General features: G+C 63.2%; 13 protein-coding genes and 2 pseudogenes. 10 read left to right on the forward strand and 5 right to left on the reverse strand.

All coding sequences use genetic code 11. The features are described 5' to 3' along the window. Positions 1–21 precede the first annotated feature (21 nt). The 7 genes from ACFQT0_RS12080 to ACFQT0_RS12110 all read left to right on the forward strand — a co-directional run bounded on the left by ACFQT0_RS12080 (position 22) and on the right by ACFQT0_RS12110 (position 4,564). Positions 22–1,167 (forward strand): cation:proton antiporter, encoded by a 1,146-nt coding sequence (locus ACFQT0_RS12080; RefSeq protein WP_380203044.1) that lies wholly within the window; start codon positions 22–24, stop codon positions 1,165–1,167. Continuing rightward, positions 1,095–1,622 (forward strand): hypothetical protein, encoded by a 528-nt coding sequence (locus tag ACFQT0_RS12085; RefSeq protein ID WP_380203046.1) that lies wholly within the window; start codon positions 1,095–1,097, stop codon positions 1,620–1,622. The genes ACFQT0_RS12080 and ACFQT0_RS12085 overlap by 73 nt, the downstream gene beginning before the upstream one ends. A 131-nt stretch (positions 1,623–1,753) precedes the next feature. Beyond that, entirely contained in the window at positions 1,754–2,422 is a 669-nt protein-coding gene (locus ACFQT0_RS12090) for a D-alanyl-D-alanine carboxypeptidase (RefSeq protein ID WP_380203048.1), read from the forward strand. A 151-nt stretch (positions 2,423–2,573) separates the two neighbouring features. Next, complete coding sequence (locus ACFQT0_RS12095) at positions 2,574–3,176, forward strand: D-alanyl-D-alanine carboxypeptidase (RefSeq protein ID WP_380205996.1); 603 nt, start codon at positions 2,574–2,576, stop codon at positions 3,174–3,176. Between the two features lie 50 nt (positions 3,177–3,226). Beyond that, on the forward strand, positions 3,227–3,445 hold the full coding sequence (locus ACFQT0_RS12100; RefSeq protein WP_380203050.1) for a hypothetical protein: 219 nt from the start codon (positions 3,227–3,229) through the stop codon (positions 3,443–3,445). Positions 3,446–3,470: 25 nt separating this feature from the next. Next, positions 3,471–3,830 (forward strand): hypothetical protein, encoded by a 360-nt coding sequence (locus tag ACFQT0_RS12105; protein ID WP_380203052.1) that lies wholly within the window; start codon positions 3,471–3,473, stop codon positions 3,828–3,830. Between the two features lie 23 nt (positions 3,831–3,853). Beyond that, positions 3,854–4,564 carry a GNAT family N-acetyltransferase gene (locus ACFQT0_RS12110; RefSeq protein ID WP_380203054.1) on the forward strand — a complete coding sequence of 237 codons (711 nt, stop codon included), beginning with the start codon at positions 3,854–3,856 and terminating at the stop codon, positions 4,562–4,564. A gap of 35 nt (positions 4,565–4,599) precedes the next feature. Here the strand turns inward: ACFQT0_RS12110 and serA are convergent. After that, positions 4,600–6,502 (reverse strand): annotated as a pseudogene (gene serA, locus ACFQT0_RS12115) (phosphoglycerate dehydrogenase). Positions 6,503–6,990: 488 nt separating this feature from the next. Here serA and ACFQT0_RS12120 point away from each other — a divergent pair. The 3 genes from ACFQT0_RS12120 to ACFQT0_RS12130 all read left to right on the forward strand — a co-directional run bounded on the left by ACFQT0_RS12120 (position 6,991) and on the right by ACFQT0_RS12130 (position 10,201). Further along, on the forward strand, positions 6,991–7,578 hold the full coding sequence (locus ACFQT0_RS12120) for an alpha/beta hydrolase (protein ID WP_380203056.1): 588 nt from the start codon (positions 6,991–6,993) through the stop codon (positions 7,576–7,578). Between the two features lie 10 nt (positions 7,579–7,588). Next, the gene (locus tag ACFQT0_RS12125; protein ID WP_380203058.1) at positions 7,589–7,999 is read left to right on the forward strand and encodes a hypothetical protein; all 411 of its coding nucleotides are present in this window, start codon (positions 7,589–7,591) and stop codon (positions 7,997–7,999) included. A gap of 231 nt (positions 8,000–8,230) precedes the next feature. After that, positions 8,231–10,201, forward strand: coding sequence for a M1 family metallopeptidase (locus ACFQT0_RS12130; RefSeq protein ID WP_380203060.1), 1,971 nt, complete (start codon positions 8,231–8,233; stop codon positions 10,199–10,201). 178 nt (positions 10,202–10,379) lie between these two features. On the opposite strand, the gene ACFQT0_RS12135 is transcribed toward ACFQT0_RS12130, so the two are convergent. From ACFQT0_RS12135 to ACFQT0_RS12150, 4 genes and pseudogenes are all read right to left on the reverse strand, one after another. After that, positions 10,380–10,790 carry a DUF983 domain-containing protein gene (locus ACFQT0_RS12135; RefSeq protein ID WP_380203062.1) on the reverse strand — a complete coding sequence of 137 codons (411 nt, stop codon included), beginning with the start codon at positions 10,788–10,790 and terminating at the stop codon, positions 10,380–10,382. Positions 10,791–10,952: 162 nt separating this feature from the next. Next, positions 10,953–11,012 carry a hypothetical protein gene (locus ACFQT0_RS12140; protein WP_380205997.1) on the reverse strand — a complete coding sequence of 20 codons (60 nt, stop codon included), beginning with the start codon at positions 11,010–11,012 and terminating at the stop codon, positions 10,953–10,955. Positions 11,013–11,028: 16 nt separating this feature from the next. Next, the gene (locus tag ACFQT0_RS12145) at positions 11,029–11,535 is read right to left on the reverse strand and encodes a helix-turn-helix transcriptional regulator (RefSeq protein ID WP_380206162.1); all 507 of its coding nucleotides are present in this window, start codon (positions 11,533–11,535) and stop codon (positions 11,029–11,031) included. Positions 11,536–11,567: 32 nt separating this feature from the next. After that, positions 11,568–11,813: pseudogene (locus tag ACFQT0_RS12150) on the reverse strand (AraC family ligand binding domain-containing protein); the annotation flags it as partial. Positions 11,814–11,902: the final 89 nt, after the last annotated feature.

Here is an 11,902-nt window from a genome sequence, read left to right on the forward strand (position 1 = left end):
TCTTTCTCCTAATTTCGCTTCATGCTGCACGAAAGACTACTGCTGATTCTGGGCCTGCTGTTCGTTGTGTTTCTGCTGGTGATGCTGGGGCAGAAGCTGCGGATTTCCTACCCGATTTTTCTGGTGCTGGGCGGGTTGGTGCTCAGTTTTATGCCCGGGCTGCCGCGCATTGCCATCGAGCCGGAGCTCATCTTCCTGATATTTCTGCCGCCGCTGCTCTACGAAGCGGCGTGGTACACCTCGTGGCGCGACTTCTGGCGCTGGCGGCGGGCCATTGGGCTGCTGGCGTTTGGGCTGGTGTTTTTTACGTCGGTCATCGTGGCGTACGTGTCGCGGGCCATGATTCCGGGCTTCACGCTGGGGCTGGGGTTTCTGCTGGGCGGCATCATTTCGCCGCCCGATGCCGTGGCCGCCACTTCGGTGCTGAAAGGCATCAAGGTGCCCAAGCGCGTGCTGGCCATTCTGGGCGGCGAAAGTTTGCTCAACGACGCGTCCAGCTTGATTGTGTTCCGTTTTGCGCTGGCCACGGTGCTCTCGGGCGCTTTTGTGTGGCAGCAGGCCGTTACCAGTTTTCTGCTGGCCAGCAGCATGGGGCTGGTGGTGGGGGTAGGGGTGGCGTACGGGTTTTATCTGATTCACAAATACCTGCCCACCACGCCCAGCATCAACACCGGCCTCACATTGATTGCGCCCTACGTGATGTACCTCGTGGCCGAAGAATTTCACTTCTCGGGCGTGCTGGCGGTGGTGAGCGGCGGGCTGCTGATGTCGTTTCTCTCGCACGCGGTGTTCGACGCCAACACCCGCCTGCAAACCAACAGCGTGTGGGCCAGCCTGAGCTTCGTGCTCAATGGCCTCGTGTTTATTTTAATCGGGCTGCAGCTGCCCATTGCGGTGGAGGGCCTCGGGAATTATTCGCTGCAACAGGCCATCACCTACGGCCTCATCATCAGCGCGATGGTTATCCTGATTCGGCTGCTCTGGATATTCCCGGCGGCGTTTCTGCCGCGCATGTTCAGCCGCACCGTTCGCAGCAACGAGCCCAGCCCGGGCTGGCAGGGGCCGCTGGTGTTGGGCTGGGCGGGCATGCGGGGGTGGTGTCGTTGGCCGCCGCGCTGTCCATTCCGCTGCTGGCCAACGGGCAGCCGTTTCCGCAGCGCAACCTGATACTGTTCATCACCTTCGTGGTGATACTCGTGACGCTGGTGTTCCAGGGGCTCAGCCTGCCGGTTCTCATCCGGCTTACCAGGCTCGACGAGCTGGAAGAGCCCGTGCCGCCCGAGGAGCAGGAAGCCGGCGTGCGGCTGCGGCTGCGCAAGGCGGCCATTGCCCACCTCAAGCAGCAGTACGCCGAGGAAACCCGCGCCAACATGCTGATTGGCCGCTTGCAGCAGCGCATGGAAACCGAAGTGCAGCTGACCGCCCACACGCTGGAGTCGCTGGAGTTTGACGAGCGCCAGCGCGCGGCCCTGCACCAGTACCACCGCGTGCTGCTCGACGTGCTGCGCGTGCAGCGGGCCGAGCTGTTTGAGATGCGCCGCCACAACACCTTCGACGACGAAGTGCTGCGCCAGCAGGAAGCCCAGGCTCGACCTGGACGAGGCCAAAGTCCAGCACATTGAGCACGACGATTACCAAACCCCGTAGCGAAATGAGGCGCGGCCAGCGCCAAATCCTCCCGCTCAGCATAATGCCGAGCTAATTCTGAAAAAATATCCCGCTCAGGGCTTCAAAACTGCGTAATTTGCGTGCTGTGCTACGCCCCATCTACTTCCTGTTGTTGCTGACCCTGGGTGCTACCCAATTGCCAGCGTGTGCCCAATCGTCGGACACTACGGTGGCCGTGGTGCTGCCGGCCGGCAAACTGCCCTGGCTGCAGCTGCAGCTGGATAGCTCGGCCATTTTGCGCCAGCACCAGGTGGGCATCAGCCTGGCCGATGCGGCCACCGGCGAAACCTTGTTTAGCTACAACGACGCCCGCTATTTCACGCCGGCCAGCATGATGAAGCTGTTCAGCTTCTACGCCGGCCTGCACCTGCTGCCCGACTCGCTGCCCAGCCTGCGCTACTTCTCGCGCGGCGACACCCTGTTTTTCCAGGGCACCGGCGACCCCACCTTCCTGCACGGCGACGTGCCCAGCCGCCGCGCCTACACCTTCCTGCAAAGCCGGCCCGAAAAGATGCTGGCCTACTGCGACATCGCCACCGTGCCCACCTACGGCCCCAGGCCTGGGCTGGGACGATTTCACGTTTTATTTCCAGCCCGAGCGCACGGCGTTTCCTATTTATGGCAACACGGTGCGCTTTTATGCCGCCGCCCCGCTGCCCCGCAAGCGCACCGGCGGGTCTGCCGCGCTGGCGCACGGCCTGGCCCTGCCCCAGCGGGTACGGGTGCTGCCGCGCTCCTTTGCCCCGCTCACTGAGGCGGCGCCGGCCAACTTCCTCTCGCCCGACATCGACCCGGATACCCACGTGCGCCGCGACCCGGCCACGAACCATTTCTACACCCTGCCCTCGCCCAAGAAGTGGGTCGATGAGGTGCCGTTCCGGACCAGCCGCACGCTGCTGCTGCGCATGCTGGGTGACACCCTGCGCCGGGCCATTGTGGGCGTGCCGTGGCACCCCAGGCCCACCGATGCCGTGCGCACCCTGCGCGGCCTGCCGGTCGACTCGCTCTACCGCCGCATGCTGCGCGTGAGCGACAACTTCCTGGCCGAGCAGCTGCTGCTCATGTGCAGCACCGCCCTGGGCCACGACTCGCTGAGCACCAGCCGGGCCATTCGCTACACCCTGAAAAAGCACCTCAACACCCTGCCCGACAAGCCCGTGTGGGTCGATGGCTCTGGGCTCTCGCGGCTCAACCTGGTGTCGCCGCGCAGCTTCACGGCGCTGCTGCTCAAGCTGCACCAGGAAGTGCCCGAGCCGCGCCTGCTCAGCGTGCTGGCCGCCGGCGGGCACCAGGGCACGCTCCGCAAGCGCTACCACGACGCCAGCGGCACCTGGTTCTGGGGCAAGACCGGCACGCTGACCAACAACGTGAACATTGCCGGCTACGTGCGCACCAAGAGCGGCCGGCTGGTGGCGGTGAGCTTCTTCAACAACGGCTTTCCGGGCGACGACCAGCCCGTGCGCAACGAAATGGAGCGCCTGCTCCGCGAGGTGCGCGACCGGCTGTAGGGCGCGCACGAGCGGGGCACTTTCAGCGAGCGAAAAACGTACCTTCGAGCATGAGCCCCGTTTTTAAGTCCCGCGACAAAGCCCAGATTGACGAGCAGCAGCGCCGCTACTACTGGAGCCTGACGCCGCACGAGCGCCTGGCCCTAGCCGTGCGCCTCAACCAGCAGGCGCGGCTGATTTACACTGCCAACCCGGCCAACCCACCCCTGACGACCGATGGAGGACGAGTACTTAAATCTGCTGCGCCAATTCCACGCCGAGGGCGTTGAGTACGTGGTGGTAGGCTGATACGCGGTGATTGCGCACGGTTTTCCGCGCACCACCGGCGACCTGGACCTGCTGGTGCGGCCCAGTGCGGCAAATGCCCGGCGCGTGGTGAAGGCCCTCGGCCAATTTGGCTACACCCAGGGAGAGTTCGAAGAAGCCGATTTCGTCACGGTTCCCAATTTCATATCCTTCCACACTAATGGCGTGTGGATTGATTTGCTGACCGAATTGCAGGGCGTGGGGTTTGATGAAGCGTTTTCTACCGGCTTAGAGCTGGTATTTGCCGACGTGCCCGTCCGGTACATAGGCCTCGCGGCGTTGCGCGCCGCCAAGCAGGCCAGTGGCCGCCCCCAAGACCTGCGCGACTTGGAAAACCTGCCTTCCTAAAACTCGCGACAAAACCGTAACTCATGGCCCATGTACTTGATAATCCCGTCTGGAACGCCCTGATTTCCGGCAATAAAGGCCTGTCCGAAGGCGTAGATGGGGTGAAGTATTTTGCCAGCGACGTTTCGCCCTTTGTTGGGTTTGAGACGCTTGCGCCGCAGTGCTTTGGGCTGCTGCACGACCTCATGCCCACGCAGCGGCTTTTAGGAGTGGTCAGCCCGGCGGCGCTGGCTATTCCAGGCCAGTGGCAGGTGGTGCAGCAGATGCAGGTGCTGCAAATGGTTCAGGAAGCTGCGACTGCGGATGCGGTGGCGGAGGAGGCGCGGCTAATTCCCCTGGGGCAGGAGCATGTGCCCGCCATGCTGGCCCTGACCAAGCGCACCAACCCCGGCCCATTTGCCAGCAATACCATTGCGTTTGGGCACTACGCGGGTATTTTCGATGGAAATGAGCTGGTGGCCATGGCCGGGCAGCGGCTGCACCCGGAGCCGTATGCCGAAATTAGCGCCGTGTGCACGCATCCCGACTACCTGGGCCGGGGCTACGCCAGGCAGCTCCTCCAGTACCAGGCCCGGCGCATCAGAGCGGAGGCGGGCATCCCCTTTCTGCACGTGAAAGCCGACAACACGGGCGCGATAAAGCTCTACGAGTCCTTAGGCTTTAGAACCCGCAAGGAGATGAGCTTTTACATCATTCGGAAAGCCCCGAACGCCACGCAACCGGAGGGCCAGTGACTGGTTGAGCTGTTTGGGTAGCAGGTTACGGTCCTTTAGTACAGCACCCGGAACTTGATGGTGTGCTCCACTTCGCGCAGGGCCTTAATGACTTCCTGGTCGTACTCGCGGTTGATGTCGGTGATGACGTAGCCGATTAGCTCGTTGGTTTTCAGGTACTGGCCCAGGATGTTGACGTGGTGCGCGGCCAGCACGTTGTTGATTTTGGCCAGCACGCCGGGTACGTTGGCGTGGATGTGGATGAGGCGGTGGGCCTGCTGCACCGGCAGCTGAATGTTGGGAAAGTTCACCGACTGCTGGGTGTTGCCGGTGTTGATGTAAGCCATGATGCGCTCGGGCACAAACTCGGCGATGTTGCGCTGGGCCTCGGCCGTGCTGCCGCCGATGTGGGGCGTGAGCAGTACGTTGGGCAGGCCGCGCAGCTCGCTTTCGAAGCTCTCGTGGTTGGTCTTGGGCTCGTAGGGAAACACATCCACGGCCGCGCCGCCGAGGTGGCCCGAGCGCAGGGCGGCGGCCAGGGATGGCACGTCCACCACATGGCCGCGGGCGTTGTTGAGAAACAGCGCCCCGGGCTTCATGAGGGCAAATTCGGCGGCGCCGATGAAGTTCTCGTTGGCCGTGCGGCCGTCGATGTGCAGGGTCACCACGTCGGCCTGCGCGAGCAGCTCCTCCAGGGTGCGGCACTTCACAGCGTTGCCCAACTGCAGCTTTTCGGCGATGTCAAAGTACACCACCTTCATGCCCACGGCCTCGGCCACCACCGACAGCTGCGAGCCAATGTTGCCGTAGCCGATGATGCCCAGCGTCTTGCCCCGAATCTCAAACGAGCCTTTGGCCGACTTGTCCCACTCGCCGGCGTGCATTTTCGGGTTCTTTTCCGGGATGCGGCGGGCCAGCACAATGATTTCGCCCAGGGCCAGGCTCAACTACCGAGCGGGTGTTGCTGAATGGGGCGTTGAACACGGCCACGCCGCGCTTCATGGCCTCGGCCATCTCAATTTGATTGGTGCCGATGCAGAAGGCGCCGATGGCAATCAAGCGGTTGGCTGCTTCCAGTACCCGCTCCGTAACCTGGGTTTTGCTCCGGATGCCGAGGATGCTCACGCCCTCGATGCGCTCAATCAGCTCGTCTTCGTCGAGGCCGCCGGGCACGCTTTCCACCTGGTAGCCTTCGGCGGTGAACAGCTCCCGGGCGCGGGCGTCGGGGTTTTCGAGGAGCAGGACCTTGATGCGGTTTTTGGGGTACGAAAGGGTCATCGGGAGCTTGAGTGGTATAGAAATTCGTCGAAGGTGGGCAGCACCTCGTCGGCGCGGGCCACCACGGTGGGGCGGGCCACGTTTTCGGTGTAGGCATAGAAGCGGTGGGCCAGGCCGGCTTCGCGGATTTGGTAGTCGGTGTAGCCGTCGCCGAGCACGTACACGGGGCCGTCGAGGTCGAGCAGCACGAGCCGGCGGATTTTACCGCCGTCGCGGCTGAGCACGTTGGCTGGGTCGCAGCCGGTGATGTTGCCGGCCTCGTCGAAGGTGAAGGTGTTGGCCAGCACGTGGTCGGGCGCAATGCCGAACTCGGCCACCACTGGCTCAATAAACTCCCGAAAGCCGCTGCTCACCACGTAAATGCGGTCGGCGAACTGCCGGAAGAAGGCGCTGTTGCGCTGAATGCTCTCGCTCACCTTGGTGTGCAGGCGAGCCACTAGCGGCGCGAGGTGCTGCCGGTTGGCGCCCAGCAGCGCCAGCCGCCGCGCCAGCGACTCCTGAAAGCCGATTTCGCCGGCCATGCCCTGGTCGGTAAGCGCCCGAATCTGAGCTACTACCGCGGCTTGGTCGGGGTGGCCCTGCAGGGCAATGTCGGCCAGGCTCGTCGAGGCCTTCGACCTGCGTGAAGGTGGAATCGAAATCGAATACGAGGTAGGGCAGGGGAGCGGCGGCGGTAGGCATATACACAAAGATGCTAGCCATGCCCGCTTGCCGGGCCATTTGCCAGCGAAGTATTTTAGGCAAGAGGGCTGGAGTGCTCAATCTGGCTTGTGAGCGTCTGTTTGAGATATGGCAGAACCCCGTTTCCATCCTGCTTCAGCTGGCGTCCGCTTGTCGAACCGAAGGTCGGCGTAGCCAAGCATCTCTACTATTTCGTCTGTCATGCTTCGCAGGCGGACGCCAGATGAGCATGACAGGCAATTGAATGGGTAGCCAAGGCAGGTGGGCTGTTTGTAACGCCAGAGGTTCCACAGCCTGCTGGCTTGCCCAATCCCGCTCAGCCCGCAGCTCCACGATAACCAACATTGCCCGGGCCAAGTACAGCCAGCATACTCTTACCCTCAACGGCGCGGTCATGGCAGGCAAGCAGGAAGTTGAATTGACGCTCGAATCCGTCACGGCGCACCGCACCATCGAGGGAGTGGAGGAACTGAGCCTGAACACCACCGATGGCATCATCACGGCGCGGCTGCACCCGGCGCCCGACGGGGCGCCCGCCGTGGTGTGGGTGGGCGGCTCGGGCGGCGGGCTCGATGGGCCGGCCTGGGGCATGTACCCGCGCCTGGCGGGCCAGGCTCGCGGCCCGGGGAATTGCCTCGCTGCGCCTGCACTACCGCCGGCCCAACCAGCTCGAAGACTGCGTGATGGATACCCTGATTGGGGCCGAGTATCTGGCGCTGAAGTGCGGCTATCAATCCATTGCGTTGGTGGGCCACTCATTTGGCGGGGCCGTGGTGATTGCGGCCGGCGCCCTCAGCAACACCGTGACCGCCGTGGTGGCCATGAGCAGCCAAACCTACGGCACCGACCTGGTTCCGCGGATAAGCCCGCGCCCCCTGCTGCTGCTACACGGCTCGGCCGATGAAGTGCTGTCCGATGCCTGCTCGCGCTACATCTACGCCCACGCCAAAGAGCCCAAAGAGCTGCGCCTGTACCCCGGCTGCGGCCACGGCCTCGACGAATGCCGCGAGCAAGTGGACACCGAAGTCGTGGGGTGGCTCGTAAAGCAGCTCACCGCCCCCAAAGCAGTTCATTAAATCCGAGAAAATGCCCTTGCCCCTTACCTTGCCCGCCGATACTCCTCGGCCTCCAATGCTTCAGCGCCTGCTTTTTGTGTACAACGCCGATGGCGGCCTGCTGCCCAGCCTCAAAGATGCGTTTCATAAGGTGCTCTCGCCCAGTACGTACCCATGCTCGCTGTGCGGCATTACCCACGGCACCACCCAGATGCGGCCCGAGTGGAAGCAGTTTGTGAAGGCCCTGCCCGTGTCGGTTGCGTTTCTGCACCGCGACGAGTTTGCGCGCGACTTCCCGCAGTGGCAGCAGCAACAGCTGCCGGCGGCCTTTGCCGAGTCCGATTCGGGCGCGCTGCTGCCTTTTATCCAGGCCCAGGAAATGGACGCTACGGACCTGAATGGGCTGATGGCGCTGGTGCAGGCCCGGCTAGCGCAGGGGTAGTCTGCACTCGTACATTTGGTGCCGAACAAAACGCCCGGCAGCCGGCCTTTGGCATGCTGACGAAGGAAGCATCCTATCACGGCTCAACGATTCGTTCATCCGTGATAAGATGCTTCCTTCGTCAGCAGGACAGACGAGGTGAGCTGCCGGGTTAGTATTGTACTCTCTTCAAACTGCTTTCAACACCTTTTTCTTCCCGCCTTTCATATGACAATACGGTTATTCTCAAATGTGCTGCTGGGGGCCGCGCTGCTCACGGCCGGCGCAGTTTCGGCCCAACAGCCGGCCGCGGGGCCCGCTTATGACGCCCGCACGCTGTTCAGTCCCATGTTCGTTGAGCAGCTGGCCACGCCCACGCGCACAGCCGGCGGCCAGCCGGGGGCGGCGTACTGGCAAAACGCGGCCGACTATAAAATCGACGCCAGCCTCGACGACAAAACGGCCCGCGTGACGGCCACCGTCAACATCACCTACACCAACAACAGCCCCGACCGCCTCTCCTTTGTGTGGCTGCAGCTCGACCAGAACCTGTTTCGGGCCGACTCGCGCGGGGCGGCGGCCACGCCCGTGAGCGGCGGGCGCTTTGGCAACGCGGCCCGGGGCTTCCGGGGCGGCGACAGCCTCCAAACCGTGACCATTGAGCTGCACGGCAAGAAGCAGAGAGCCAACTACCGCGTGAACGATACGCGCATGCAAATCTTCCTGCCCGAAGACCTGAAGCCCAAGGGCGACAAGCTGGGTATCCGCATCAGCTATGCGTTTAATATCCCCGAATACGGCGCCGACCGCCTCGGCCGGCTCAAGACCCAGAACGGCGAAATCTTCGAGGTGGCGCAGTGGTACCCGCGCATGGCCGTGTACGACGACGTGGAAGGCTGGAACACGCTGCCCTATATGTCGGCCGAGTTTTACCTGGAGTACGGCAACTACGACTACACCATCAACGTGCCGGCCAACTTCATCGTGGGCGGCTCGGGCGAGCTGGTGAACCCCGCCGAAGTGCTGACGGCCACCCAGCAAAAGCGCCTGGCCCAGGCCGCCGGCTCCGACAAAACCGTGCTGCTGCGCTCGGCCGAGGAAGTGACCCAGGCCAACTCCCGGCCGGCCGGCAAGAACGGCCGCCTGAGCTGGCACTTCCGCTGCCGCCAGGCCCGCGACGTGGCCTGGGCGGCGTCGGCCGCTTTCGTGTGGGATGCTGCCAAGATGAACCTGCCCAGCGGGCGCAAGTCGCTGGCTATGTCCCTCTATCCCACGGAGTCGGCCCAGGATACGGCCTGGAACCGCTCGACAGAATACGTGAAGAAAAGCATCGAGTACAACTCCAAGCAGTGGTACGAGTACAGCTACCCGGTGGCCACCAACGTGGCCGGCGTAGTGGGCGGCATGGAGTACCCGGGCATCGTGTTTTGCGGCGCCAAAGCCCGCAAAGCCAGCCTGTGGGGCGTGACCGACCACGAATTCGGCCACAACTGGTTTCCGATGATTGTGGGCTCGAACGAGCGCAAGTACCCGTGGATGGACGAGGGCTTCAACACGTTTATTAACATCCTCTCGACCGGGGCCTTCAACAACGGCGAATACGCCAAGCTGCTGAACGACACGGTGCGGCTGGCGCAGGGTCTGGCACGTGCCATCGCCATCCCGGCCGTCGACCCGCCCTACACCGTGCCCGACGTGACGCAGGCCCAGAACCTGGGCTTCGCGGCCTACAGCAAGATGGGCTACGGCCTGTTTATGCTGCGCGAAGAAGTGCTCGGGCCCGAGCGGTTCGACTTCGCATTCCGCACCTACATCAAGCGCTGGGCCTTCAAGCACCCGCAGCCCAAGGACTTTTTCCGGACCATGAATGAGGCCAGCGGCGAAGACCTGAGCTGGTTTTGGAAGGAGTGGGTGTACAACAACTGGACCCTCGACCAGGCCGTGACCACCGTGGCCTACGTCAACCAGGACCCGACCCAGGGCGCGCTCATTACCATCGAAAACCGCGGGCAGGCCGCCATGCCCGTCACGGCCGAGGTGCGCGAAACCAACGGCAAAACCAGCCGCGTGCAGCTGCCCGTGGAAATCTGGCAGCGCGGCGGCACCTGGACGTTCCGCTACAATTCGACCACGCCGCTCACGCTCGTGCGGCTCAACCCCAGCAAACTGCTGCCCGACGCTAACCCCAATAACAACGTGTGGCGGCCCCAGGTGCTGAAGTAGCGGGGACCTCGCCCTCGGCAGAACCTCACCCCCGGCCCCTCTCCAAAAGAGAGGGGAGCTACGGCACAAGGGTTAGCTCAATTATAAAGCAAAAGGCCCGGCTCAAGTTAGCCGGGCCTTTCTGTTTGCTGATTAACGTCAGGCTCCCCTCTCTTTTGGAGAGGGGCTGGGGTGAGGTTCACGACCGAACTGCGCGCCCGCTGTCCTGCCATTTGGGGTCGTAGTGCGCGCCACCGAACAAGTAGAGCATCATGGCGCGGGAATAACGCAGGATTAGCGGCGTAAGCAGCAGCGTGACCACCGTCACCGTCACAACATACACCCACGTGTCGGGATTGCCGAAGAAGTAGTAAAGCGGCACGCCCACCAGAAAGATGGTGGCCACGTTGAAGGCGAAGGTGATGTACATCGAGCCGAAATAAAACCCCGGCTCGGGCTCGAAGGACTGGTTGCACACCGGGCATAGAGCCGGCATGTCGGCAAACTTGGTAATGTTGAGCGCGGAGTGGCTGAAAAGCTTGCCCTGGTGGCAGCGCGGGCAGCGCAGGGCCAGCAGGGCCATGGTGTTGGAATCGATGCGAGTGGCCATAACCAATAGAGTAAGTCGAGAAGGGGTAGAAAGTATACGAGCAAATACGAAGCTCGCCTAGCGCCGCAGCGAAGTAAATGCTGCTTGAGCTGCTTTACCCTACAAAATTACCAGCCCCGCCAGCCCCACTGGCAGCCCGGTTTCGGGCAGCTACAGGACAAATCAACGCTGCTGCCGAAACGCCTCGGGCGTGGTGCCGGTGTACTTACGGAAGTAGCGCACGAAGTACGAGGCATCCTCAAACCCCAGGCTCGTAGGCCACCTGCGCCACGCCCAGGGCCGAGTGGCTAAGCAGGCGCTGCGCCTCCACCGTCACCCGCTCGTGAATGAGGGCGCTGGCGGTTTTATTAAGCACCCGGCGGCACAGGGCGTTGAGGTGGTTGGCCGACAGGTGCAGCAGGTCGGCGTAGTCGCTCACGCTGCGTTTGGTGCGGTAGTGCTGGTTGAGCAAGGTACCAAACTGCCGAATCTGCTGCTGGGCCAGGCCCGTTTCGGCGGTGGGCTGCGCGGGGCAGTGCCGCGCGGCCAGCTCCAGGCACAGGTGCAGGTAGCTGCGAAAAACCTCGGCTTGGTTGGGCTGCGGCGTTTGGTACTCGGCCAGCAGGCACTCGACCAGCGGGCGGATGTCGGTTTCGGCGGGCGGCAGGTACAGCACCGGCGGGTGCGTGCTGTTGAAAAACGGGTAGTCGTAGAGGGCGCTGCCGGGGTAGCGAAACAGGTAGAAGTCGGTGGCGAAGAACGCCACGTAGCCGCACGCATCGGCTCCCAGCGCCAGTGGTGCACCTGCCCGGGCGCCAGCAGAAACAGGCTGCCCGGCCGCATTTCGTACGTCACCAAATCGATGGTGTGCGTGCCCGTGCCGGCCGTGATGTAGAGCAAAAGGTAGAAATCGTGCGCGTGCGGCAGGTTCACGTGCGGAAATTTTACCACGTGCGTTTCCAGCCGTTCGCAGTAGTAGGGCGTGCGGGCCAGGGGCGGGGGAAACGAGGCCAGGGCCAATACCGGAGGGCCAGCAGCTTTCATGGGCGGGAGCAGGGAAGGGGGCGAAAGTAGGCACAGTGCACGGCTCAACTTCGGCTAAGCGGGCCCAATCACTGCTCCGCTTGCTCCGG

The sequence above is a fragment of the Hymenobacter humi genome (genome assembly GCF_042665855.1).
Lineage (GTDB): Bacteria > Bacteroidota > Bacteroidia > Cytophagales > Hymenobacteraceae > Hymenobacter > Hymenobacter humi.

What these genes read in the sequence shown, in the direction of transcription:
- ACFQT0_RS12135 (WP_380203062.1), bottom strand. Translation starts at nt 10,790, where the DNA reads ATGGCCACTCGCATCGATTCCAACACCATGGCCCTGCTGGCCCTGCGC.
- ACFQT0_RS12125 (WP_380203058.1), top strand. Translation starts at nt 7,589, where the DNA reads ATGCCCTTGCCCCTTACCTTGCCCGCCGATACTCCTCGGCCTCCAATG.
- ACFQT0_RS12100 (WP_380203050.1), top strand. Translation starts at nt 3,227, where the DNA reads ATGAGCCCCGTTTTTAAGTCCCGCGACAAAGCCCAGATTGACGAGCAG.
- ACFQT0_RS12080 (WP_380203044.1), top strand. Translation starts at nt 22, where the DNA reads ATGCTGCACGAAAGACTACTGCTGATTCTGGGCCTGCTGTTCGTTGTG.
- ACFQT0_RS12120 (WP_380203056.1), top strand. Translation starts at nt 6,991, where the DNA reads ATGGCATCATCACGGCGCGGCTGCACCCGGCGCCCGACGGGGCGCCCG.
- ACFQT0_RS12095 (WP_380205996.1), top strand. Translation starts at nt 2,574, where the DNA reads ATGCTGGGTGACACCCTGCGCCGGGCCATTGTGGGCGTGCCGTGGCAC.
- ACFQT0_RS12110 (WP_380203054.1), top strand. Translation starts at nt 3,854, where the DNA reads ATGGCCCATGTACTTGATAATCCCGTCTGGAACGCCCTGATTTCCGGC.